We start from the raw sequence: 23,609 nt of genomic DNA, 5'->3' as shown, positions 1-23,609 counted from the left end.
GCAACACTCCCACACAAAACCGGTCAGGAGGTGACCGGTATCGGTCGGCATGATGCCGGCATGACAATCGATTTTCCCGAGCCCACCCTCATTTCGGTCAACGGTGTGGAACTCGAAGTCTTCGAAGCGGGCCGAGAAAATGCCGGAAGGCCCATCGTGCTCTGTCACGGCTGGCCGGAGCACGCCTTTTCCTGGCGCTATCAAGTGCCGGCCCTGGCCGCGGCGGGCTACCACGTCATCGTCCCGAACCAGCGGGGTTACGGCAACTCGTTCCGTCCCGCCGAAGTGACGGACTACGACATCGAGCACCTGTCGGGTGACCTCGTCGCCCTCCTCGATCACTACGGCTACGAGGATGCCACCTTCGTCGGCCATGACTGGGGCGCGTTCGTCGTCTGGGGCCTGACCTTGCTGCACCCGAACCGGGTCAACGGCGTGGTCGCGCTGAGCGTGCCCTACCAGGAGCGCGGACAGATGCCCTGGATCGAGGTCATGGAGGCCGTGCTCGGCGCCGACTTCTACTTCGTCCACTTCAACCGGCAGCCGGGGATCGCCGACGCCGTGTTCGGGGAGAACACGTTCCAGTTCCTTCGGAACCTGTACCGGAAGAACGTGCCCCTCGCAGCGCCTCAGCCGGGCAATGCGTTGATTAACCTCGCTAGAGCGGAAACCCCCCTCGGTGACCCCGTCATGAGTGACAGCGAACTGGCTGTCTTCGTCTCCGCCTTCGAATCAACAGGGTTCACGGGCGGAATCAACTGGTACCGAAATTTGGACCGCAACTGGCGCCTGCTGGCGGACGTGGACCCGATCATCCGACAGCCTACCCTCATGATCTACGGCGACCGTGACACGGTCGCGAGGGCTGGAAGACTGACGGAATTCGTGCCGAATGTGGAAGTGGTCAGTCTGGACTGCGGTCATTGGATCCAGCAGGAGATGCCGCAGGAAACGACCGAGGCGATTCTGAAGTGGCTGGACCAGCGGGATGCCGCCTAGCATTCCAGCAGGACATCCGCTTCACGATCCGCTGAGGGCTCGCGGGTCGTAGTCGCTGGTCATGCCCCTGCGCTGCGGGTTGGTGGCGTCAGCCGCCAACCCGCTAGGGTGCGCCGCTGTGCTCTCAAGGACTCAGAGGTAGGCGCGATCACGCCGCCTGCAGTCTCGGCATCGAGAAGGACATCAATGTCTGAACTCGGCGGGGCGCAGGTCGGTTCGATGTAGTCCCGCACGTCCTTGTCCGACCCCAACCGGTCACTTGACCCGCAGCCTTACCGACCGCCTCGACCGGGACCTGGAGGAGCCCCAACCGACCTTGTTGGGTCACCACCCCGCCCACACGCCCAGCGAACAAGGACCATCAACCAGCTCAACCAGCTTGATCAGCAGTTGGTGAAAGACGCTGCATCCACAGCGAGTTGATGTACTGACCATTCTTGACGGCGTACTCACCGAACGTGCCGACCTCCGTGAAGCCGAACTTTCGATGCAGCGCCACCGACGCGTCGTTGGGCATGGCTATACCGGCCGGGAAGACGTGAACCGGCTCGTCTGCCAGACACTCGAACAGTGCGCGATACAACAAGGAACCGACGCCCTGGGTATCGAAGGACACGTGCGAGTTCGCCGCCACGTAGTTGAGGACCTCCACGATCCCGGGCAGGTCAACCTCAGCCGCAGGCTCGATCACCACAGGATTCAGGTCCGCAGACGCGCCGATACCAGTCCGTTGAGTCACCCCGACACCGTAATCCCGGCCACCCGACACACCCACACCACACACGACCACTGGCGCTGCGCCAGCCCGGTGATCGCCGCTCACCACGACCGTGATCTTCACGTTGAAACAGTGGGGCTAGCGGGATCTGTCGCGCATCGTGGGCAAACCTCGGAGTCTTCCGTACGCGATGCGCTTCTAACCGCGCCCTGGTGCCGCCTGCGTGGGGGTTGCCACGGCAGCCTCGTACCGGAGCAGGGTGTCGACGAATATCCGTTGTTGTGCTGGGCTCAGCGGCGCGAGCGCGTGTCGCCATGCCTGGGCGCCCGGGGACAGCCATTGGGCGATGGCGGGACGGCTGTCCGGGCTGATGTCGATGATGCGGCGTCGTCGGTCGGCGTCGGCCTCGCGCCGTACCAAGACTCCTTTGCGGCTCAGATCGCTCACGATCAAGCTGACCGTGGTCGGTGCCACACCCAGCATCCCGGCCAGCTGAGAGACGCTCAGCGGGCCGTCGAGCAGGAGCAGGGACAGCATCGACAAGTGCCTCGGCGCGAGGTCTAGTGACCGTAGCTGTTCCGGCAACGGCAGACGTTTGACCCTGCCGACCAGCCTCGGCATCACCAGGAGCAACTCCCTGACCGTGTCGTCCGTGGTGTCGGGCGTTGACATCCGACCACCTCCCCCAATAGCTTTGTTCTCAAAGATGATTTGCAGTCAAAGCCGTCCACGGAGGATCGTATGCCCCACCTCAGCGTCCACGTGCTGGAGAGCGACCTGGCCGGCCGTGAGACCGCACTGATTCAGAAACTGACCGACGCGGTCGTCGCCGTCTACGGGGAGTGGGCCCGAAGCATCGCGGTGGTGAAGTTGATCGGCCTGCCGCCCGACCGATGGGGCATCGGCGGCGTGCCGGCAGAGGCACCCTCGCCCAGCGTCATGTTCGGCATCAAGGAGGCGGCGTTCAGTCGACCCGACGCCGACGAGATCGTTGCCCGCCTCGTCTCCGGCGTCACGGACGCCATCGTCGACATCTTCGGGGAACGAGTGCGCGCCGGTGTCACGGTCGAGCTCGTAGGCACGCCGGCCGGGCGCACCGGGATTGGCGGAGTTGTCGTCACGTCATAGCGGATCCGGTTGTGCATTGCGGTACCGGTCAGGCGGGTTTGGTCGCGACCAACGAGAAGGTGAGCGGCAGACGCTCACGGTGCTCGGGCAGAGCCCACCCGCGTTCGGTCCGCACCATGTCGGGCAGTGCCTGCCAGGGCATGTGCCGGTGTTCGGCCAGGGAGGTCAGGGTCAATCCCGCGTCGAGCAGAGACTGGATGATCTCGGACATGGAGTGTGGCCATTCGAAGGTGACGGCGTTGCTCAGCCGGACCCGGTCGTCGGCATAGGTGGTGCCGTCCTCGTAGCGCAGCGGAGTTCCGGTGCCGAAGTACGGCTGCGTAACGACCAGCTCGCGACTCGAACGTCCCTGGTCCACCGTGGCGAGCATGGGATGCGCATCGCGCACGTAGAACACACCGCCAGGCCGCAACAGGTCGGCGATGGTATGTGCCCAGGCATCCAGGTCGGGTAGCCAGCACAGCGCGCCGACGCCGGTGTACACGATGTCGTACCGCTCGCCGCACACCCGTGCCGCGTTGTCGACATCGCTCACGATGAACCGCGCCGGTACGCCGGCGCGATCACCGATTCCTCGGGCTGCCTCGATGGCGGCCGGAGAGAAGTCAATCCCGGTTGCCGCCGCGCCGCACCGCGCCCATGACAGCGTGTCCAGTCCGAGGTGGCACTGCAGGTGAACGACCGATCTGCCGGCTGGTGTGCTGCCGGGCAGGTGCGGTGCCAGGAGCGCTAGATCCTCCTGCATGACCGGGGTCAGTCGCCGGGGATCCGTCACGAACTCGTCCACCCCGTACGCGACGAGGTGCGACGGGACCCGCTCGTCCCAGTTGGCGCGGTTCGCGGCGAGCGCCTGGTCGACAGCCATGCGCATGAACCAAGATCATGTCTACCCATCCGGCCGCGCGAGGCGGTCAGCCGATGTACTCATCTTTCAAGGTGGGGATGACCGGCGACAGGAGGTGGTCCGGATGTTCCGTGACAGTTCCTCGGACCAGCCGGAAGACGCGGAAGTTCAGCTCGTGCTCTGGATCTTCGTCGTCGTGGATGTACAGCAGCCCATACGACCCGGGGGCAAGCTGCCCGACCTTCGTGAACAGATCGATCACCTCAGAACCTCGCGTGCCGCGGTGGTTGGGGAACCCGCCGAGGTGGACGTAATACTCGCCGTTGATCGGCCGAAGGTCCGTCAACCCATGGCCGGCGAGGTCGTTCACCAGGTCCTGAATCTCCTCGAAGCGGAGCGGCGGATCGTCGTCGACAGCTTCAGCCGTCGAGCGAAGCGTGATCCACCCGTGGTACTCGAACACGGCAGGAGTTTAGGACCAGGCGGTCACGCCACCGTGCACCGACGAAATCCGCCCGGGCCGACCAGGGTTCCGTGCGCGGAGCGCCGTCAGCTGACAGTCTGGCCGGAACGGTTGTGTGCAACGGGGGAGGGTCGATGGCGAAGCATGCTGTCCGGGCGGCGCGGATGTTCGACGGCGAGCGGCTGGTGGACGGCGGGGTGCTGATCCTGCTGGACGGGAAGCGCATCGCCGACGTGCACCGGGGTTGGGTCGAGGCGCCGGAGGGCTGGCCCGTACGCGAGGAGCCGGACGGCACCGTGCTGCCCGGCCTGGTCGACGCGCACGTGCACCTGTGCGCCGATGCCGGGCCCGACGCGCTCGGCCGGCTCGCCGGGCGTCCCGAGACCGACCTCGACGCGGTCGTCGAGGCGTCGCTGCGCGCGCACCTGGCGGCCGGGGTCACCACCGTACGGGACCTGGGCGACCGGCGCGGCGCCGTGCTCCGGTGGCGGGACCGGGAGGTACGCGACGACCTGCCGACGGTGGTGGGGTCGGGTGCGCCGGTTACCAGCGTCGGCGGACACTGCTCGTCCATGGGGGGTGAGGCGAGCGGCGTCGACGGGATCCGTGAGGCCGTACGGCTGCTCGCGGCGGCTGGCGCCGACCTGGTGAAGGTCATGGCCAGCGGCGGGGTGTTCACCCCCGGCAGCGACGTCAACCGGCCGCAGTTCACCGACCAGGAGTTGACCGCCGCGGTGACCCGGGCGCACGAGCTGGGCCTACCGGTGACCGCGCACGCGCACGCGCTCAGCGCGGTCGAGCAGGCGCTGCGCGTCGGTGTCGACGGCATCGAGCACTGCACGTGCGTGACCGCGACCGGCGCCCACGTCCCCGACGCGATCGCGGACCGCCTGGCCGCGTCCGGGGTGGCGGTCTGTGCCACGCTCGGCACCGACCCGGCCGTGGTCACGCCGCCGGAGGTGGTGGCGATGGCGGCGCGGGCGGGGCTCAGCGAGGCCGCGTTGCGCGACGGCGCCGCGACCCTGCACCGGGCCGGGGTCCGCCTGGTGGCCGGCTCGGACGCGGGCCTCGGCCCAGCGAAGCCGCACGGGATCCTGCCGGAGACGCTCGTCGAGTACGTCGCCTGCGACATCCCAGCCACCGCAGCCCTCGCCGCGGCCACCTCGGTCGGCGCTGAGGTGTGTGGCCTGGGGCAGCGCAAGGGGCGGATCCGCCCCGGATTCGACGCCGACCTACTGATCGTGGACGGCGACCCGACGAGCGACATCACGCTCCTGCGTCGCCCGCCCGGCGTGTACCGCGCCGGCGACCAGGTGAGCAGATGACCGATTCTGCCCGAGGGACGAGCACGGCTCGTGTCGAGGAGGCGGGACGCAGCGGCAGCGCGACTCCGCTGGCGATCGCGAACGCTGTGACGGAGGAGCAGCCCTACGCTTTCCTGCGCAGGTAGGTCTCGGCCAACTGGCGCAGGCGTGTCCTGTCGAAGCTGTGCCCGTGGCCGGGATGGACGACGGACACGTCGAGGTCGGCGAGGAACTCCATGCTTCGCCGGTAGGCAGCCACGTCGGAGTTCGGCAGGTCGTCGATCAGGGCACCGTCGTAGATGATGTCGCCGGAATACAGGGTCCCGGTGCGCTCCTCCAGCAGGGCCATGCTTCCCGGTGTGTGGCCGGGAAGGTGCAGCACGGTCAGCACCCGCCCGCCCAGGTCGATTCGGTCGCCGTCGTCGAGCGTGCGGTTCAGGGTCATAGGTTCGATGCGGTACGCGGCCGGGTCGTAGCCGGGACGGGGCAGGACATCGATCATGAGTTCCGGGACGGGTTCTCCCGCTGCGTCGATCCCGAGTTTGTCGTAAAGTTCCGCGCCGTACAGGCTCGCGGGTACACCCGCCGCCAGGAGCCCCGCCTCTGCGGAATGGGCGGCCCGGTCGGCGAACTCAGGTGCCCCACCGACGTGATCCAGGTGCGCGTGGGTGAGCAGGACCATCGGATCGCGTTCGAACATGCTCGGAATCGCTTCCCGCAAGGCGACGACGCCGAGCCCGGCGTCGACCACGATGTCACGATCGTTGCCGCGCAACCACCAGAAGTTCGCCGACAACAGTTCGTTGACGTGCGGTTCCGAGATCCGGATGACGCCACTACCCGCCTCGGTCTGAGTGAACCAGTCGACCATGTCCGCAAGTGTGCCAGCGAGGCGATGCCGTTTCCTGCGCCGATCGGGTGCCGCGCTTCCGGCGTACGGTCGGACCCGCTGGTCGGCGGCGTGCCCAGCGGGGTTCGATACGATTCCGCCCTGGTGGCGGTGCCTCGCCGCGACCGGCCAGGGAGGAAACCGTGTCGGGTGAGCCGTTGGTGTACGACTACCTCGACCGGCGTCCCGAGATCGATCCGACCGCCTGGGTAGCGCCGGGCAGTGCGGTGATCGGCTCGGTCCACCTCGCTCCCGACGCGAGCGTCTGGTACGGCTCCGTACTCCGGGGCGACACCGAGCAGATCACCATCGGGGCGGGCAGCAACATCCAGGACGGCTGCGTGGTACACGCCGATCCGGGCTTCCCCACCATCGTGGGCACCGGCGTCTCGGTCGGCCACCGGGCAGTCCTGCACGGGTGCGTGGTCGAGGACAACGCGCTGGTCGGAATGGGCGCGGTGGTACTCAACGGTGCCCGGATCGGTGCCGGGTCGCTGGTCGCCGCCGGGGCGGTCGTGCTGGCGGGAACGGTCGTGCCGCCCGGCTCACTGGTCGCCGGAGTGCCGGCGAAGGTCCGCCGGTCGTTGACCGACCCGGAGCGCGCCGACCTGCGGCGCACCGCCGAGCAGTACGTCGAGCGCAGCCGCTCGCACGCGCGGTCGGCCAGAGCGAGGCGGGACCCGGCGGGGTAGCGGTTCACGTACTTCCGAGCAGCCTGGAGTGGGTGTGCTCCGCTGCTTCGGGGTTCTGCGGCTGGCTGGGGGCGTACCGGGGGAGGGCCTGGCGGAGGGCGAGCCAGGCGGCGCCGGACGCGCCGTCACCGGCGATCACGCCGGGTCTGCCCAGCCAGGCGGCCAACCGTTGCTGGACGCCGGCCCGGATCTCCGGCACCCCGGTGAGTACGCCACCGGCGAGCACCACCGGCCCGGGGGCCGGGTGCAGCGACACCAGGGTGTCGGCCAGCCGGCGCGCGGCGGTCTCCACGATGTCGACGGCGACCGGGTCCCCGGACCGGGCGCTGTCGGTCACCGCCGGTGCCATCTCCGCGACCTGGTCACGGCCGAGTTCGTAGACCCTGGTCACGAAGGCGTTCGGCGCCGTCACGCCGACCCGGTCGCAGATGGCCCCGCTCAGGGTTCCCGGCTCGACCCGTTCGCCCCGGTAGAGCGCTCGTGCGGTTGCCCGGAGGGCGGTCAGGCCGAGCCAGTATCCGGAGCCCTCGTCGCCGAGCAGCCACCCGAGGCCGTCTGCGGTCCGGGTCACGGCGCCCTCCCGCACCACGGCGGCCACCGCGCCGGTGCCGGCGATCAGGACCGTGCCGGTGTCGGCCGGGGTGCCGGCCGCGAACGCCACCGCGGCGTCGCCGACCGGCCGCATCGGGCAGGTCAACCCGACTCGGGACCAGTGGCCGGCGTATCCGGCGGCGACCGCTGGATCGTCCAATCTCGACACCCCGGCCAGCCCGACCACCCCGGCCACGACCCTGCTCGGGTCGTGGCCGGCGAGCGCGGATCCGATCGCGGTGCCCAGTGCGGCGGCGGTGTCCGCCGGGTCGGTGGCGATCGGGTTGCCGGCGCTGGCCCGGCCCCGGCCCACGATCCGGCCGTCGAGGGTCGCGACGACCACGCGGGTCGCGGTGCCCCCGGCGTCGACGCCGAGGACGAGGGGAGTGGTCACCCTGCCGATGGTGCGGGCTGGCGGTCGTCGACCACAAGGGTACGGATCGAAAAAGTTAAAGGTATTGACGTGTGCGCCACTGTGGTCATAGTTTTTCTCACCAACACGTAACGGTGAAAGGAATGTTGATGGAGGAGAGTGGACTGCTGGGCCGGGTGCGCACCGAGCTGAGCGCGCTGCCGGTCGCCCTGCAGCGGGTCGCCGAGCAGATCCTGATCGCCCCGGAGGAGGCCGCCCGGGCGACGATCATCGACCTGGCCGAGCGCGCCGGCACCTCCACCGCCACCGTCACCCGGTTCTGCCGGGTCTTCGGCTACCGGGGCTACGCCCAACTCCGGGTCGCCATCGCCACCGAGACCGGACGGGCCGCCCAGGCCCGGTGGGACACCGACATCGACCGGGAGATCGGACCCGACGATCCCCTCGACCACCTCCTCGAAGTCGTCGCCAGCGCCGACGCGCGGGCCATCCAGGACACCGCCGGTCAGGTCGACCTCGCCGCCGTCGACCGGGTCGCCGCCGCCGTGGCGCAGGCCCAGCGGGTCGACCTGTTCGGCTTCGGCAGCTCCGGCAACGCGGCCCGGGAGATGGCCTTCCGGCTCGAACGCATCCGCATCCCGGTCTGGCACCGGGCCGACGCACACAGCGCGCTGACCAACGCCGCCCTGCTCGGTCCCGGCGACGTCGCGATCGGGCTGTCGCACAGCGGGCGTACCCGCGAGGTGATCGAGGTCCTGTCCGAGGCCGCCGACCACGGGGCGCTCACCGTGGCGGTCACCTCGTTTCCCCGTTCGCCGCTGGCCGAGGTCGCCGACGTGGTCATGACGACCGCCGTACAGGAGACGACGTTCCGGCTGGCCGCACTCTCCGCCCTGCACTCCCAACTGCTGGTGCTCGACCTGATCTACGTCGCGGTCGCGCAGCGGACGTACCAGCGGACCACCGAGGCGTTCGAGGTCACGGCACGCGCCGTCGACGCCCACCGGCTGCCGGACGAGTCGCAACGGGCGGCCCGTCGACGCGTCAAAACCACGGAGGGGTCATGACCACCACCACCATCAGCGCACCGGCCTACCTCGCCGCCGTCACCACGGCGATCGAACGGGTCACCCGGACCCAGGCCGACGGCGTACGGGCCGCGGCCGACCTGATCACCACCGCCCTCGACCAGGGCGGGGTGGTGCAGGCGTTCGGCTGCGGGCACTCCGAGGCCCTCTCCATGGAGATCGCCGGACGGGCCGGTGGTCTGGTACCCACCAACAAGATCGCACTGCGGGACCTCGTCCTCTACGGCGGCGCCGACCGGGCCGTACTCGACGATCCGCTGCTCGAACGGGACCCGTCGGTGGCCCACCGGCTGTACGAGCTGGCCCCGGTCAAGCCCGACGACGTTTTCGTACTCACCTCGAACTCCGGGGTCAACGGCGTCATCGTCGAGTTCGCCCTCCTGGTCAAGGATCGGGGGCACCGGCTCATCGGGATCACCTCGCTCGACCACACCAGCCGCGTCGAGTCGAGGCATCCCTCGGGACGGCGGCTGGCCGACATCGCCGACGTCGTACTCGACAACGGCGCGCCGTACGGCGATGCCGCCCTGCCCATTCCCGGCGGCGGTGCCGTCGGAGCCATCTCGTCGATCACCGGAGCGCTGCTCGCCCAGCAGATCGTCACCGAGGTCGTCGCGCACCTGCTCGCCGCCGGCCAGACCCCGCCGATCTACCTGTCGGCGAACGTTCCCGGCGGCGACACCCACAACAACGCACTCGAGGCGCGGTACGCCGGGCGTATCCGACGCACCGCCTAACAGAAGGCGAGGCCGCCGACCATGGACCCCTCTTCCACCCCGGTCGTACGCCGTCCCAACCGACGCACCGTCCTACAGGCCGCCGCCATCGGCCTGGCCGCCCCGGCCCTGACCGGGTGCGTGACCAGCAGCGGCGACGAGAGTCCCTCCGCTGACAACAAGGGCCCGACCAGCGCGGACAACCCGCTCGGTGCACCCGACAAGGCCCCGCTCGAAGTGGTCATCTTCAAGGGCGGGTACGGCGACGAGTACGCGATCAACGCCGAAACGCTCTACCAGCAGCGGTTTCCCAGCTCCACTGTCGACCACAAGGGCATCCAGAAGGTCGGCGAGGCGTTGCAGCCCCGGTTCGTCGCCGACACCCCGCCGGACGTGGTCGACAACACCGGCGCCGGCCGGCTCGACCTCGCCACCCTGGTCGCCGCGAAGAAGCTCACCGACCTGACCGAGCTGCTCGACGCACCGTCGCTGCACGACCCCGCCCGCAAGGTACGCGACACCCTCCTGCCGGGCGTGATCGAGGACGGCACCCTCGACGGGAAGGTGTACGCGCTCAACTTCACCTACACCACCTGGGGCCTCTGGTACTCCAAGCCGCTGTTCGACCGGCACGGCTGGACGTACCCGACCACCTGGGAGGGCATGCTCGCGCTCTGCGCCGAGATCAAGAAGGCCGGTATCGCGCCCTGGACCTACCAGGGCAAGTACCCCGAGTACCTGAACGACCCGCTGCTCGCCATGGCGGCCAAGGCCGGCGGGCCGGACCTGGTCAAGGCGGTCGACAACCTCCAGCCCGGCGCGTGGAAGCAGCAACCGTTGCTCGACGCGGCCACCGCCGTCGCCGAACTGGCCGGGCGGGGCTACCTCCTGTCCGGGTCCGAGGCGCTCTCGCACACCGAGGCGCAGGCGGCCTGGTCCCAGGGCAAGGCGGCGATCATCCCGTGCGGGTCGTGGCTGGAGGCCGAACAGAAGGGCGTCACCCCGGACGGCTTCGACATGGTGATGGCGGCCGTGCCGACCCTCGGGGCCGGCGACAAGCTGCCGTACGGGGCCTTGCAGGCGGCCAGCAGCGAGTCCTTCCTGGTACCGGCGAAGGCGAAGAACCCGCGCGGCGGGCTGGAGTTCCTCCGGATCCTCTTCTCCCAGCCGGCCGCCCGCCGGTTCGCCGAACTCAACAGCACCCTGCCCAGTGTCGCCGGGGCCACCGACGGGCTGACCGTCAGCACCGGGCTCGGTTCGGTCCGGTCCGCCGTACAGGCCGCCGGGGCGAACACCTTCACCTACCGGTTCCGCACCTGGTACGCCCCGCTGGCCAAGGCGGTCGACGACGCCACCGGTGAGCTGGCCACCCGACGGGTCACCCCGTCGCAGTGGGCCGACCGGATCCAGCAGGCCGCCGACGCGCTGGCCAGGGACACCACCGTCGCCAAGTACTCCCGGTAGGGGCGGTCATGGCAGCCATGCGGCACGGCAAATACCGGTTCCTGGCCGGCGCGATCCTGCCCGGGCTGCTGCTGTACGCGGTATTCGTGCTCTCCCCGTACGCGCAGGCGTTCTATCTGTCCCTGACCGACTGGACCGGGGTGTCCGGCGAGGCGCACTTCGTCGGGCTGGACAACTTCCGGCGGCTGCTCGACGACCGGCTGTTCCTGTCGGCACTGCGCAACAACGGGCTGATGCTGCTGGTCGTACCGTTGGCCACCATCCTGCTCGGGCTGCTGCTCGCCGCGCTGGTCAACTTCGGCGGCCGGCGCGGCAGCACGGCACTCGCCGGGATCCGGGGCGGCGAGTTCTACAAGATCGCCTACTTCTTCCCGCAGTTGCTCTCGCTGCCGATCGTCGCGGTGCTGTGGCAGTTCGTCTACCACCCCAACGAGGGACTGCTCAACGGTTTCCTGCGCGCCGTCGGCCTGGACGCGCTGGCCCACGCCTGGCTCGGTGATCCCGCGCTGGCGCTCTGGGCGGTGATGGCGGTCCTGGTCTGGTCGTCGGTCGGCTTCTACATGGTGCTCTTCTCGGCCGCGATGGAGTCGATCCCGCGCGACGTGCTGGAGGCCGCCGTACTCGACGGAGCCGGTCGGCTCGCCACCCTGCGCCGGATCATCGTCCCGCTGCTCTGGGACAACGTCCAGGTCGCCTTCGTCTACCTGGGCGTACTGGCCCTCGACGGGTTCGCGGTGGTGCAGGTGATGACCGCCGGACCGGGCGGACCCGACGGTGCCACCGAGGTCATCGGGCTCGGCCTTTACCGCAGTGCTTTCACGTACGGCAAGTTCGGTTACGCCGCCGCCATGGGCGTGACCCTGTTCTTCCTGACCCTCGCGTTCGCCGTGATCGCGTTGCGGGCCAGCCGACGGGAACGGGTGGAGCTGTCATGACCGCTGTCGTCGACCGCCCGGCCCGGCCGGTCACCCCTGTCGATCAGCCCAAACCGGCGTCCCGAACCGGGCGGGCCGGAGACGTCGCAGCCCACCTGTTCCTGGTCGGCTGGGCGGTGCTGGTCACCGTGCCGCTGCTCTGGGCGGTGGTCAGCTCGCTCAAGACCGACCGGGAGATCCTGACCAGCCCGTGGACCCTGCCGGCGCAGCCGCAGTTCGACAACTGGTCGAGGGCCTGGACCGAGGCGTCGATCGGGAGCTACTTCGTCAACAGCGCGATCGTGGTCGGCACCGCACTCGTACTGACCATGTTGCTGGGCTCGCTGGTGGCGTACGCGCTCGCCCGGTACACCTTCCCCGGCAACCGGCTGCTCTACTACCTGTTCGTCGCAGGCATCCTCTTCCCGGTCTTCCTCGCCCTGGTGCCGCTCTTCTTCGTGGTCGAGCAACTCGGGCTGCTCGGCACCTATCCGGGGCTGATCCTGGTCTACACCGCGTACGCGCTGCCGTTCACCGTGTTCTTCCTGCACTCGTTCTTCCGTACGCTGCCCACGGCGATCGCCGAGGCCGCCTTCATCGACGGCTGCTCGCACGCCGGGGTGTTCTTCCGGGTGATGCTGCCACTGGCCCGGCCGGGGCTGGTCAGCATCGGGATCTTCAACTTTCTCGGGCTGTGGAACCAGTACCTGCTGCCCCTCGTACTCAACCCCGACCCCGACCGGTACGTGCTCGCCCAGGGCCTCGCCGCGCTGTCGGTCAGCCAGGGCTACCGCAGCGACTGGAGTGGACTGTTCGCCGGTCTGACCATCGCCATGCTGCCGGTCCTCGCCGCCTACGTGCTCTTCCAGCGTCAGATCCGCTCCGGCCTCACCGCCGGTGCGGTGCGGTAGCACCCGCTTCCCCTCACCGCCGGGGCGGTGAGGTCACGCCCGCCCGGCTCTCCCGTCCGGCACCCCCACGGCCGACGATCGTCGTCCGGCCGTACCCATCCTTTGATCCACCGTGAGGAGACCCCGTGTCCACGAAACCCACCGTGAGAAGTCTCGCGGCCGGTGCGGCGGCCGTGCTGGCCGCCGGAACCCTCGCCGGCCTCACCGCGACCGCCTCGGCCGGCACCGCCCCGGCGGCCGCGCCAGCCATCGCCGCCAACTGCGGCGTCCTCTTCGACGACTTCGCCTACTCGTCCTCGTCGGACCCGGCGATCGCCGCCCGCAACTGGACCGTACGCACCAACTCCGGCGGACCGGGCGTGCCCGGCGCGGCCTGGCCGGCGGCGAACGTCAGCTTCCCCACCGACGGCGGCCAGAAGGTGCTCCAGTTGACCGCCAAGACCGACGGTACGGCCGGCGGCACCAGCCAGGCCGAGTTCCTTCACCAGCGCAAGTTCTTCGAGGGCACCTACGCCAGCCGGGTCCGGTTCACCGACGCGCCCCAGTCCGGACCGGACGGCGACCACCTGGTGGAGACGTTCTTCACCATCACCCCGCTGGACCGACCCCTCGACCCGAACTACGGCGAGATCGACTTCGAGTACCTGCCCAACGGGGGTTGGGGTGAGCAGGGGCCGATCTTCTACCAGACCACCTGGGAGACGTACCAGAACGAGCCGTGGCAGGCCGACAACACCCACACCGAGCAGCGGGCCAGCTTCAACGGGTGGCACGACCTGGACTTCACGGTCGCCGACGGCCGGGTGAAGTACTTCGTCGACGGTCAGCAGGTCGCCGACCACGGGGACCGCTACTACCCGGAAACCCCGATGTCGATCAACTTCAACCTGTGGTTCATCGACCTGGTGGGGCGTACCGGCACCGGGCTGGCCACGTACATCCAGCAGGTCGACTACCTCTACTACGCCGACCGCGAGGTGATCACCACCGCCGAGGCGAGGAACCGGGTCACCGCGTACCGCGCGGCGGGCACCAACCACGTCGACACGGTGGGCGCCGGTGGCACCTGCACCACCACACCGCCGACCACCCGGCCCCCGACCACACCCCCGACCACTCGACCGCCGACCACACCCCCGCCGACGACCGCGCCGCCGGCCAACTGTGCCGCCGCTCCGGCCTGGAACTGGGGGACCGTCTACCTGGAGGGCGCCCGGGTGAAGCACAACGGGCGCCTGTGGCAGGCCAACTGGTGGACCCAGGGCTCCGAGCCCGGCCTGACCGCCCAGTGGCGCGACCTCGGCCGCTGCTGACACCTCGACGATCTTGCACTTGTGGTGGCACACAAATCCGGATGAGTGTTCCGATCCGGGCGCCACAAGTGCAAGATCGCCGGGGGAAGGGGGACGGGTTAGCGGCCGGTGGTGGTGTCGCAGGCGGTGGGGTCGCCGGTGTCGTAACCCTTGCGGAACCACTCCTGGCGTTGGGCCGAGCTGCCGTGGGTGAAGGAGGATTCGTCGATCTGGCCGCCCGAGCGCTCCTGGATGGCGTCGTCACCGATCGCGGCGGCGGTGTCGAGGCCCTCCTTGATGTCCTGGTCGGAGATGCTGGTGAAGATCTTCTCGCCCCGGTCGTCGGCGGTCCCGGTGGCGTTCTTCGCCCAGGCGCCCGCATAGCAGTCGGCCTGCAGTTCGAGCGCCACCGACAGTTCGTTCGCCTGGCCCGGATTGCTGGCCTGCTGCCGGCGCATCTGCGCCTCGGTGCCGAGCAGGTCCTGCACGTGGTGTCCGTACTCGTGGGCCAGGACGTAGGGCTGGGCGAACTCGCCACTCGCGCCGAGTTGTTCGGCCAACTGGCGGTAGAAGGAAAGGTCGATGTAGACCAGATCGTCGGCCGGACAGTAGAACGGTCCGACGCCCGAGTCGGCCGCACCGCAACCGGTGTTCACCGCCTGCTCGAAGAAGACAGTGTCCGACTCGGTGTACGGCTTGTCGAACTTCTCCGGCATCGCGCGTTGCCACCAGCTCTGGATGGAGTTGACGTACAGCGTGTTGCGGCAGTCGAGCTGCTGCAACGCGTCGGGAGCCTCGCACCGCTGCTCGATCGCGGTGTTGTCGCCCTGCTCGTCGCCACCGGTCAGCGCGTTGAGTCCGAAACCGCCGCCGACCAGCGCGACCAGCACGGTGACGATGACGCCGACCAGCCCGCCGCCACCGCCGAGCGAGAACCCGCCCGATCCGCCCGATCCGCCGGACCCACGCCGGTCATCCACCTGACTGGTGTCGATCTCCGCGTTTTCGTTCAGCTCCATCGAGACTCCAGTTCAACGGGGATACCGCTTGCTGACATATCCGGATCTGTCCGGGTCCCGTAACGAGTGGATCCGGATGGCCGTGCGATACCCCGACGCCCTGATCGGTAATCCCTGGCCGATGCCTCACGGAGAAACATCCTGGTCATCAAGGCGGTCCTCGCACCGAGCGGCGACATGCTAGATTCCGCGCGTCCTTGTCCTCCTTTCGTGACGGTCGTCATGGTCGTCGCGCCCCCTGCTGCCAAAACGCCGTCCTGTCGGCGATGAGTGGCGGACGGCCGCAGAGTGGTGGCCGACAATATGTCGAAGGTGATGAATCAGCGCATGACAAGTTCCCCTCATACCGTTGTCATCGGGGCGGGTCCGGCGGGCCTGACTGCGGCGTACCAGCTGACCAAACGTCAGGCTTCGGTCGAGGTCTTCGAGGCCGACGACCAGGTCGGTGGGATCAGCCGTACGGTGGAGCGTGAGGGCTGGCGCTTCGACATCGGCGGACACCGGTTCTTCACCAAGGTCTCCCAGGTGGAGGCGCTCTGGCACGAGATCCTGCCGGACGAGGACTTCCTGCTCCGACCCCGGATGAGCCGGATCCACTACCGCGAGAAGCTGTTCGACTACCCGCTGAAGGCCAGCAACGCACTGGGCAACCTCGGCATCTTCGAGGCGGTCCGGTGCGTCGGCTCGTACCTGTGGGCCCAGGTCCGGCCGCCGAAGGACCAGAGCCACTTCGAGGGTTGGGTCACCGCGCGGTTCGGCAAGCGGCTCTACTCGATCTTCTTCAAGACGTACACCGAGAAGCTCTGGGGCATCCCCGCGACCGAGTTGCAGGCCACCTGGGCGGCGCAGCGGATCAAGAACCTCTCGCTGGCCAACGCGGTGGTGAACGCGCTGATGCCCAAGCGGAACCAGAAGGACATCACCAGCCTGATCGAGGAGTTCCAGTACCCGAAGTTCGGCCCCGGCATGATGTGGGAGCGGGCCGCCGAGCACGTCGCCAAGGCCGGCGGGGTTGTCACCCTCAACACCTGGGCGAAGACCGTGCACCGGGAGGACGGCCGGGCGGTCGCCGTGACCGTGGCCGACACCGACGACGAGCGCCGGGTCGAGGCCGACCACGTCGTGTCGACCATGCCGATCTCCGAGCTGATCAAGGTGATGGACCCGCCGGCCCCGGACCACGTACGGGCCGCCGCCGACGCGCTGCGCTACCGCGACTTCCTCACCATCGCCCTGGTGGTGCCCGAGGCCGCCGGCTTCCCGGACAACTGGATCTACGTGCACACCCCCGGCGTACGGGTAGGCCGGATCCAGAACTTCGGCTCCTGGTCGCCGTACCTGGTGCAGGACGGTTTCACCTGCCTGGGCCTGGAGTACTTCGTCAACGAGGGCGACGACCTCTGGGAGATGGCCGACGACGACCTCGTCAAGCTCGGCACCGAGGAGTTGGAGCGGCTGCGCCTGGTTGCACCGGGTGCGGTCAGCGCCGGGTACGTGGTCCGGATGCCGAAGGCGTACCCGGTCTACGACGAGGGGTACGAGGACGCCGTCGACACGATCCGGGGGTGGCTGGCCGAGGCGGTGCCGAACGTGCACCCGGTCGGCCGCAACGGCATGCACCGGTACAACAACCAGGACCACTCGATGCTTACCGCGATGCTGACCGCGGAGAACATCCTCGACGGCACCACCCACGACGTGTGGCAGGTCAACGTCGAGGAGGAGTACCACGAGGAAAAGGGGTCCGGTTCGGGTTCCGGGGACCACGGCACCGGTCGGGCCGCGCCCGTACTGCCGAAGCAGCCGGCTCGGTGACCACCCTCGCCCCGCCCCCGCCCGCCCCGCGAATGCAACGCCTGCGAGGCTGGACGACGGACCGGTTGGGGCGAGTGCCCGGCGACGCCGGCCACCTGCTCCGCCGGCACTGGGTGCTGGTGCTGCTCCTGGTGGTCGGCGGCGCCCTGCGGGTGCTGGTCATGGTCGGTTACAACCCGGCCCTCTGGTACCAGGGGGACAGTCAGAGTTACCTGGGGCTGGCCTACTCGCACCAGCCCGGCACCGTCCGCCCGTACGGCTACAGCTTTTTCCTCAGCCTGCTGGTGGACCTGCACTCGGTCCGCCGGATCATCGCGATCCAGCACCTCATGGGACTCGCGATGGTCGTCGCCGGTTACGCCTTCCTGCAACGCCGTGGCGTGTCCCGGCTGGTGTCCACGCTCGCCGTGACCCCGCTGCTGCTGGACGCCCGTACGGTCTCCGTCGAGCACTTCCTGCTCGCCGAGACGCTGTTCACCAGCCTGGTCCTGATCGGAATGCTGGCGTTGACCTGGCGGCAGACCCCCGGCTGGGTGGGTGTGCTGGTGGCCGGCGGGGCGTTCTCCTGGGCTGCCCTCAGCCGCTCGATCGGTCTGGCCGCACTCGCGGTCCCGGTCCTCTACCTGCTGTTGCGCCGGGTGAACTGGCGCCGTACGGGTGCCTTCGTCGCGGTTGTCGTGATCGCCCTCGGCGGTTACCTGGTCTGGTACCAGAGCTACCACGGCCAGTACTCGTTCGGCACCTACGGCTCCCGTTTCCTCTGGTCCCGGACGATGACCTTCGTCGACTGCGAACAGCTCGACCTGACCGCCGAGGAGCGCCGGCTCTGCCCCGACCAGCCACTCGGCCAGCGACTTCCGCCGGACCTGTACCTGTGGGGTGACGGGAGCAAGGAGGAGTGGGTGGAGATGCCGGACGCGGTGTTCGGCTCCTTCGCCACCAAGGCGATCCTCGGCCAGCCCGGGGACTACCTGGCCACGGTCGCGCTGGAGACGTGGCGGGCGGTCCGGCCGGGCCCGTACCCGAACGAACGGGTCGCCTGCGTGGCGAGCATCTGGGACTTCCCGGCCAGCGGCGACGGGACCTGCGTGCCGTACCTGGCACCGGAGAACCCGGCCGCGCGCCGGTTCGCCGGTCTCGCCGGCGACTACGACCATCCGCTGATGGGCCCGCTGCACCGCTATTCGGCGGTGGCGACCGTGCCGACGACCGTGGTCGCGCTCTGCTTCCTGTTGGCGCTGGTCCTGGCGTTCTACCGCCCCCGCGCCTCGACCTGGCGGGACAATCTCGACCCGCTGGCGTGGGTGGCGCTGGCGTTCGGCATGGTCGTCGGGAGCGTCGCCACGTCGGCGATCGACCCCCGCTACACCGTGCCGTCGCTACCACTCGCGCTGATCGGGGCCGCGCTGGCCTGGCGCCGGTTCCGGCAGGTCCGCCGTACGCCGACACCGGTCACCGCCACTGACGGCACGGATGGTGACGGTACGGTGACGCCAGCCGGATAACGCTGACCGTGTGACGATCGACGTGCACGGACACATCAGCCCGCCGGAGTCCAGGCGACGCTATCCGATGCCCCGTACGCTCGGGCAGGTCGAGGAGATGATCTCCGGAAAGCTGGCTCGTGGCGTACGGACCACCATCATCGGCAGCCCCGTCGGTGGTGGTGCGATGGTGCCGGTGGCCGGGGTCGACAACTACGCGCAGAGCGAGAGCGACCTGGTTCGGCACGACGCCTGGCTGGCTGGACTGGTCGACCAGCACCCGGAGCGGCTGCGGGCCTACGTGTACGTCAACCCGTTCGGCGGCGCCGCACACCTGGCCCGGGTCGCCCAGACCGTACGCGAACCGCAGTTCGTCGGGCTGATCGCCAACACCAGCGTCGCCGGCCGCTACCTGGACGCCCCAGAGGCGGAGGACTTCTTCGCGCTCGCGGCGGAGGCTGACGTACCCGTACTGCTGCATCCGCCCGCGATGCCGGCGGCCGGTGCGGGCCTGGACCACCTCTTGCTGATCGAGCAGTTGGGTCGGTTCAGCGACGTCACGATCGGGCTGGCCTGCTGCGTGCTCGCGGGCTGGCTGGACCGTTTTCCTGGGCTGAAGCTGATCGGCCCGACCGCCGGTGGCGCGCTCGGGCTGCTCGCCGAGAAGCTGGACCGGATCATGGCACCGAGCCACTGGGACGCCGGCCCGGCAGCATCCGGTCCCGGCGGACCCAGCGGTGCCGGCGGACCAGGCGGCCCACCGGGCCCGCCCCGGTTGATGCGCCGGCTGACCGCACTCGCCAAGCCACCCAGCAGCTACCTGCGCCGGATCTGGGTCGACACCGCCACACCCAGCGCCACCGCGATCGACCTGGCGCTGCGGACCTTCGGCCCGGACCGGGTGCTGTTCGGCACCGACTCGCCGCCGTTGCCGCACACCGAGCCCGGTGCCATCCTCGACCTGGTCGACCGGCTCGGGGTGTCCCCGGCGGTCCGGGACGCGATCTGCGAGCGGAACGCCCTGGCCCTGTTCGGCGACGCCCTCCCGCCCCCGGCGGCTAGCACCCCGGCCACCGTCGACCGACCGGCCCCGGCCGTCGTCGATTGAGCGCTGGTGGACGGCATGAGGTCACGCCGTCCACCAGCGCCGGACCGAGCGGCCGGGCCGCCGCTCAGTGGGTGAAGAGATTCACCGCGGTACGCGCGGTCTGCACCACCCCGTAGCCGAGCAGGACGACGACGAGCAACCAGGACGCCCAGAGGCGCAGTCGCTGCCGGCCGACCGTCGGGTGGTTCTCGTTCCCGGTCATCGGCTCGGCTCCTTCTCCTCGACGGGGACATCGGTGGTGGGTCCGGCGGCCTCGTGGAACCGTTCCGGCACCGGGCGGATGAGCAGGTTCGCCACGAACCCGATCGCGAGTACGCCGACCATGGTGAACAGCGCGGGCCGGTACGCCTCGGCGGTCAGCGTGCCGGGCTTGCCCTGGGCGTCGAGGAAACCGTTGATGATCAGCGGGCCGGCGACACCGGCGGCGGACCAGGCGGTCAGCAGCCGACCGTGGATCGCGCCGACCTGGAACGTGCCGAACAGGTCCCGCAGGTAGGCCGGGACGGTCGCGAAACCACCGCCGTAGAACGACAGGATGACGCAGGCGAGCAGTACGAAGAGCGCGGTCGAGGCGTGCCCGACGGCGGCGAGCAGGGCGTAGAGCACCATGCCACCACCGAGGTAGAGCAGGTAGATCGGCTTGCGCCCGATCAGGTCCGAGGTGGACGACCAGACGAACCGCCCGGCCATGTTGAACAACGACAGCAGCCCGACGAATCCGCCGGCCGCCGCCACCGCGACCGTGGAGACCCCGTTCTCCCGGAAGAAGTCCTGGATCATCGGACTGGCCTGTTCGAGGATTCCGATGCCGGCGGTGACGTTGCAGAACAGCACCACCCAGAGCAGCCAGAACGACCGCGTACGCACCGCGTTGGCGGCCGACACGCTTGCCGTGGTCACCAGCGGCCGGGCGGCCACCGTACCCGGATCGAAGCCGGCCGGTCGCCAACCCGGCGCCGGAATCCGGACGTTGACCACGCCGAACATCATGATGACGAAGTAGCCGATCCCGAGGGTCAGGAAGAGCCCGACCAGGGCGCCACCGGAGGCGACCGAGCTGGCGTTGGCCGGGTTGTAGTCGGGGTCGTAGAACGAGAGGAGCTGCCGGGACAGCGGACTGGCCAGCAGCGCCCCGCCACCGAAGCCCATGATGGCCAGGCCGGTGGCCAGACCCGGACGGTCCGGGAACCACTTGATCAGAGTGGACACCGGCGAGATGTAGCCGATCCCGAGCCCGATCCCGCCGAGCAGACCGTAGCCGAGATAGACCAGCCAGAGCTGCGTGGTCGCGATGCCGAGGGCGCCGACCAGGAAACCCGCGGCCCAGAAGCACGCGGAGACGAACATGGCCTTGCGCGGCCCGTTCGCCTCGACCCACGTCCCGCCGACCGCCGCGGACAGGCCGAGCATCACGATGGCGATGCTGAAGATGATGCCGATCGCGGTCTGGCTGGTGTCGAAGTGGGTGATCAACGAGTTCTTGTAGACACTCGTCGCGTACGCCTGCCCGATGCACAGGTGGACCGAGAGCGCGGCGGGAGGGATGAGCCAGCGACTGTAGCCGGGTGGTGCGACGGTGCGAGCGCGGTCGAGCGCCGACAGAAATGGCACGTGACACCTCATTTCCGAGTCACCGTGCGGGGTTCCACGTCGGGCGGCTACCTACGCCGACCCCGATGATTCCTCCGCATACCGCCCGGAACCGTACCGCTGGCCGGACCCGGTGACGCCGAACGTGATCTTCTGCGCGACGGGCGGTCCGACCGGTGAGCCGAGCGGCACCCGTACGTCCAGGACGCCGCCCGCTCCACCGGTTCGCTGTCGGTACGTCCCGCTAGTTCACCGGCGCGACGTCGATGAGCGCGAGCGTTCTGGCGCACGCCGTGGGCCAGTCCTCCTCGTCGCCGTCGGTCGGGGAACCGCCGCCGGTCGGCCCGTGCCGCTCCTCGGCCGCCTCCTCACGGAGAACCGGAATGGCGGCACCCGCCGCAGGTCCGATATCGGCCAGGCACCGCAGCGCGGCACGTCCGTGCGGTCCCGTACGCAGGTGGGGCAGCAGTGCCGGCACCACCGTTGCCGGGTCGCCGGTCAGGTGCCAGTAGGCGATCGCCGACCGCACCGAGAGCCAGTCGTCATCGGCCCCGAACAAGGGGGGCAGCAGGTCGGACAGGGCCAGCGCGGCCGGCCCAAACTCGGGGAGCAGTTCGAGCGCGTGGACGCGCTCGGCCCGGCCGCCGGTCTCGATGATCTCCCGAAGCACCGGGAGCAGCGGGGCCGGGTCGCCCCCGATCCGCCAGATCGCACGGACCGCGTTGACCCGGACGAACGGCTCGTCGTGCGTCAGCATCGGATACAGGTCGGGCAACGCGTCGACCGCGTCCGGGCCGAGGTCGCCGAGGACCCGGGTCGCGATGTGCGGATGGGTCGCGCACTCCTGGCGGAGCAACGGGACGATCTCGGCGGCCGGGTTGTCGGTGCCGGCGTACAGCCGACCCAACGCGTCGATCAGCCCGATCCGGGTGTTCCCGGCCGGTGCCAGCGGGACGAGCCGGAGCAGCGGTGCGCGGCAGGCGTCGGCCCACGGTCCGATCGCGGTGATGGCCGCGTCCAGCCCGGACAGGTCCACCGGGTCGGCGGCGAGCCGTTCGGCGAGGTAGGTCGCGGCGCGGGGATCGTGCAACCGGCACAGCGCGGCGAGTGCGAAGGCGGCCGGCTCGTTGTGCCGGACCGGTTCCCTGGTCACCAGCGCCCACAGCTCGTCCGTGGCGGTCACGGCGGCGTGGCCGGAGTCCGCCAGCAGGCTGGCCGCCCAGTACCGGACGTCACGGTCCGGGTCGGACAGCCGGGCCGCCAGCGCCGGCCCGAGTTCGGCCGCAGCCGGCCGCCAGATCAGGATCGGGTGCTCGGCCGCGAACACCGCGCCCTTGCGTACGTCGGCGCTGTCGTGCCCCATCCAGCCGCGCAGCAGCCGGATCCGCAGGTCCCACTGGTCGTCGAGCTGCTCGATCACCCACCGGAGCGGGTCGTCGCCGAGCGCGCTCCACGGCAGTGTCGACAGGGCGTCGAGCGACAACGGGGTGTCGCGTTCCAGCACCTCGGCGACGCCGTCGGGCAGCGGAACGGAGGAACCGGTCGCCAGGTGAACGGCCACCAGCGCCGCCGCCAGTCGGGGCGGGGCGGCCGGGTCGGCGAGCCAACCGGTGATCAGCGGCGGGGTGGCGGTCTCCAGCCCACCGGAGGCCAGGATCAGCGCGGCCCGGACGACCGGGCTCTCCTCCGCCTCGATCCGGTGCAGGATCGTCGTCGCGGCCGGATCGGTCCCCTCGACGCAGGCCCGCAGGGTGTACGCGGCATGGCTGCGCACCTCCTCCTCCGGTGCCGAGGTGAGCAGCCGCAGGTAGGTCGGCGCGCCCTCGGCCACCGCCTTTCGGGCGGCCCGGGTCCACTCCAGCTCCCGTTCGATCCGGGCGGACAGCTCCGGACTGTCCCGGATCGAGGCGGGTTCGTAGTCCTGGTGGACCTCGGCGTACGAGGTGCCCTGGGCGATGGCCGCCAGCAGGGTCAACAGGCCGGTGGTGTCGGTGCCCGGGGCGTCGAGCAACTCGACCAGGAACGGCACGGCGTACGCGGTGGCCTCGTACACGGTGCCCTGGTGCCAGATCGTGCCGAACAGCTCCCCGAGCGCGTCGTCGTCACCCCCGGCGAGATCACGCAGGAGCCCGGGTACGTCCGTCGCCTCCCCGTAGGCGTGGTCGAGCTCATCCCAGGCGACGTCGTCCAGTCCACTTAGCACGGTG

Annotated in this window: 23 protein-coding genes; 13 read left to right on the top strand and 10 right to left on the bottom strand. The window is 69.7% G+C overall.

Annotated elements, in window-relative coordinates:
• Positions 1 to 60 precede the first annotated feature (60 nt).
• Positions 61 to 999 (top strand): alpha/beta fold hydrolase, encoded by a 939-nt coding sequence (locus OIE47_RS36340; RefSeq protein WP_326559080.1) that lies wholly within the window; start codon positions 61 to 63, stop codon positions 997 to 999.
• A gap of 370 nt (positions 1,000 to 1,369) precedes the next feature.
• On the opposite strand, the gene OIE47_RS36335 is transcribed toward OIE47_RS36340, so the two are convergent.
• A complete protein-coding gene (locus OIE47_RS36335) occupies positions 1,370 to 1,840 on the bottom strand; it encodes a GNAT family N-acetyltransferase (protein WP_326559079.1) in 471 nt (156 codons plus the stop codon).
• 75 nt (positions 1,841 to 1,915) lie between these two features.
• Complete coding sequence (locus OIE47_RS36330) at positions 1,916 to 2,389, bottom strand: MarR family winged helix-turn-helix transcriptional regulator (RefSeq protein WP_326559078.1); 474 nt, start codon at positions 2,387 to 2,389, stop codon at positions 1,916 to 1,918.
• A 90-nt stretch (positions 2,390 to 2,479) separates the two neighbouring features.
• Between OIE47_RS36330 and OIE47_RS36325 the strand changes: the two genes are divergently transcribed.
• Positions 2,480 to 2,845, top strand: coding sequence for a tautomerase family protein (locus tag OIE47_RS36325; protein ID WP_326559077.1), 366 nt, complete (start codon positions 2,480 to 2,482; stop codon positions 2,843 to 2,845).
• 28 nt (positions 2,846 to 2,873) lie between these two features.
• On the opposite strand, the gene OIE47_RS36320 is transcribed toward OIE47_RS36325, so the two are convergent.
• Both OIE47_RS36320 and OIE47_RS36315 read right to left on the bottom strand, forming a co-directional pair.
• The gene (locus tag OIE47_RS36320) at positions 2,874 to 3,716 is read right to left on the bottom strand and encodes a class I SAM-dependent methyltransferase (protein WP_326559076.1); all 843 of its coding nucleotides are present in this window, start codon (positions 3,714 to 3,716) and stop codon (positions 2,874 to 2,876) included.
• Between the two features lie 40 nt (positions 3,717 to 3,756).
• Positions 3,757 to 4,152 carry an Imm7 family immunity protein gene (locus OIE47_RS36315; RefSeq protein ID WP_326559075.1) on the bottom strand — a complete coding sequence of 132 codons (396 nt, stop codon included), beginning with the start codon at positions 4,150 to 4,152 and terminating at the stop codon, positions 3,757 to 3,759.
• Positions 4,153 to 4,286: 134 nt separating this feature from the next.
• Here OIE47_RS36315 and OIE47_RS36310 point away from each other — a divergent pair, with 134 nt between their 5' ends.
• Positions 4,287 to 5,477: an amidohydrolase family protein gene (locus OIE47_RS36310; protein ID WP_326559074.1), complete on the top strand. Its 1,191-nt coding sequence runs from the start codon at positions 4,287 to 4,289 to the stop codon at positions 5,475 to 5,477.
• Positions 5,478 to 5,580: 103 nt separating this feature from the next.
• On the opposite strand, the gene OIE47_RS36305 is transcribed toward OIE47_RS36310, so the two are convergent.
• Entirely contained in the window at positions 5,581 to 6,327 is a 747-nt protein-coding gene (locus OIE47_RS36305) for an MBL fold metallo-hydrolase (RefSeq protein WP_326559073.1), read from the bottom strand.
• A gap of 161 nt (positions 6,328 to 6,488) precedes the next feature.
• Between OIE47_RS36305 and OIE47_RS36300 the strand changes: the two genes are divergently transcribed.
• The gene (locus OIE47_RS36300) at positions 6,489 to 7,037 is read left to right on the top strand and encodes a gamma carbonic anhydrase family protein (protein ID WP_326559072.1); all 549 of its coding nucleotides are present in this window, start codon (positions 6,489 to 6,491) and stop codon (positions 7,035 to 7,037) included.
• 4 nt (positions 7,038 to 7,041) lie between these two features.
• Here OIE47_RS36300 and OIE47_RS36295 read toward each other — a convergent pair whose 3' ends face one another.
• On the bottom strand, positions 7,042 to 8,022 hold the full coding sequence (locus OIE47_RS36295) for an N-acetylglucosamine kinase (protein ID WP_326559071.1): 981 nt from the start codon (positions 8,020 to 8,022) through the stop codon (positions 7,042 to 7,044).
• Between the two features lie 128 nt (positions 8,023 to 8,150).
• Between OIE47_RS36295 and OIE47_RS36290 the strand changes: the two genes are divergently transcribed.
• The 6 genes from OIE47_RS36290 to OIE47_RS36265 all read left to right on the top strand — a co-directional run bounded on the left by OIE47_RS36290 (position 8,151) and on the right by OIE47_RS36265 (position 14,407).
• Entirely contained in the window at positions 8,151 to 9,068 is a 918-nt protein-coding gene (locus OIE47_RS36290; protein ID WP_326559070.1) for a MurR/RpiR family transcriptional regulator, read from the top strand.
• Positions 9,065 to 9,826 (top strand): SIS domain-containing protein, encoded by a 762-nt coding sequence (locus OIE47_RS36285; RefSeq protein ID WP_326559069.1) that lies wholly within the window; start codon positions 9,065 to 9,067, stop codon positions 9,824 to 9,826. Before OIE47_RS36290 ends, OIE47_RS36285 begins: the two co-directional genes overlap by 4 nt.
• A gap of 21 nt (positions 9,827 to 9,847) precedes the next feature.
• A complete protein-coding gene (gene ngcE, locus OIE47_RS36280; protein WP_326559068.1) occupies positions 9,848 to 11,269 on the top strand; it encodes an N-acetylglucosamine/diacetylchitobiose ABC transporter substrate-binding protein in 1,422 nt (473 codons plus the stop codon).
• Between the two features lie 8 nt (positions 11,270 to 11,277).
• Positions 11,278 to 12,204, top strand: coding sequence for a carbohydrate ABC transporter permease (locus OIE47_RS36275; protein ID WP_326559067.1), 927 nt, complete (start codon positions 11,278 to 11,280; stop codon positions 12,202 to 12,204).
• On the top strand, positions 12,201 to 13,094 hold the full coding sequence (locus OIE47_RS36270; RefSeq protein WP_326559066.1) for a carbohydrate ABC transporter permease: 894 nt from the start codon (positions 12,201 to 12,203) through the stop codon (positions 13,092 to 13,094). Before OIE47_RS36275 ends, OIE47_RS36270 begins: the two co-directional genes overlap by 4 nt.
• Positions 13,095 to 13,219: 125 nt before the next feature.
• Positions 13,220 to 14,407: a carbohydrate-binding protein gene (locus tag OIE47_RS36265; protein ID WP_326559065.1), complete on the top strand. Its 1,188-nt coding sequence runs from the start codon at positions 13,220 to 13,222 to the stop codon at positions 14,405 to 14,407.
• A gap of 98 nt (positions 14,408 to 14,505) precedes the next feature.
• Here OIE47_RS36265 and ypfJ read toward each other — a convergent pair whose 3' ends face one another.
• The gene (ypfJ, locus tag OIE47_RS36260; RefSeq protein ID WP_326559064.1) at positions 14,506 to 15,405 is read right to left on the bottom strand and encodes a KPN_02809 family neutral zinc metallopeptidase; all 900 of its coding nucleotides are present in this window, start codon (positions 15,403 to 15,405) and stop codon (positions 14,506 to 14,508) included.
• Between the two features lie 327 nt (positions 15,406 to 15,732).
• On the opposite strand from ypfJ, the gene OIE47_RS36255 reads away from it, so the two are divergent.
• Genes OIE47_RS36255 through OIE47_RS36245 form a run of 3 tightly spaced genes read left to right on the top strand, consistent with a single transcriptional unit; the run spans position 15,733 to position 19,812 of the window.
• Positions 15,733 to 17,220, top strand: coding sequence for an NAD(P)/FAD-dependent oxidoreductase (locus OIE47_RS36255; RefSeq protein WP_326559063.1), 1,488 nt, complete (start codon positions 15,733 to 15,735; stop codon positions 17,218 to 17,220).
• Positions 17,217 to 18,725 (top strand): hypothetical protein, encoded by a 1,509-nt coding sequence (locus OIE47_RS36250; RefSeq protein WP_326559062.1) that lies wholly within the window; start codon positions 17,217 to 17,219, stop codon positions 18,723 to 18,725. The genes OIE47_RS36255 and OIE47_RS36250 overlap by 4 nt, the downstream gene beginning before the upstream one ends.
• A gap of 10 nt (positions 18,726 to 18,735) precedes the next feature.
• Positions 18,736 to 19,812 carry an amidohydrolase family protein gene (locus tag OIE47_RS36245; protein ID WP_326559061.1) on the top strand — a complete coding sequence of 359 codons (1,077 nt, stop codon included), beginning with the start codon at positions 18,736 to 18,738 and terminating at the stop codon, positions 19,810 to 19,812.
• 64 nt (positions 19,813 to 19,876) lie between these two features.
• Here OIE47_RS36245 and OIE47_RS36240 read toward each other — a convergent pair whose 3' ends face one another.
• From OIE47_RS36240 to OIE47_RS36230, 3 genes are all read right to left on the bottom strand, one after another.
• Positions 19,877 to 20,014 carry an MFS transporter small subunit gene (locus OIE47_RS36240; protein WP_326559060.1) on the bottom strand — a complete coding sequence of 46 codons (138 nt, stop codon included), beginning with the start codon at positions 20,012 to 20,014 and terminating at the stop codon, positions 19,877 to 19,879.
• The gene (locus OIE47_RS36235) at positions 20,011 to 21,423 is read right to left on the bottom strand and encodes an OFA family MFS transporter (RefSeq protein WP_326559059.1); all 1,413 of its coding nucleotides are present in this window, start codon (positions 21,421 to 21,423) and stop codon (positions 20,011 to 20,013) included. Before OIE47_RS36235 ends, OIE47_RS36240 begins: the two co-directional genes overlap by 4 nt.
• Before the next feature lie 223 nt (positions 21,424 to 21,646).
• Positions 21,647 to 23,605: a hypothetical protein gene (locus tag OIE47_RS36230; RefSeq protein ID WP_326559058.1), complete on the bottom strand. Its 1,959-nt coding sequence runs from the start codon at positions 23,603 to 23,605 to the stop codon at positions 21,647 to 21,649.
• Between the last annotated feature and the right edge of the window lie 4 nt (positions 23,606 to 23,609).

Origin of the sequence: Micromonospora sp. NBC_01796 (assembly GCF_035917455.1) — a bacterium.
GTDB lineage: Bacteria > Actinomycetota > Actinomycetes > Mycobacteriales > Micromonosporaceae > Micromonospora_G.
The sequence above is the reverse complement of the archived record's forward strand: the minus strand, read 5'-3'. Positions and strand labels throughout refer to the sequence as shown.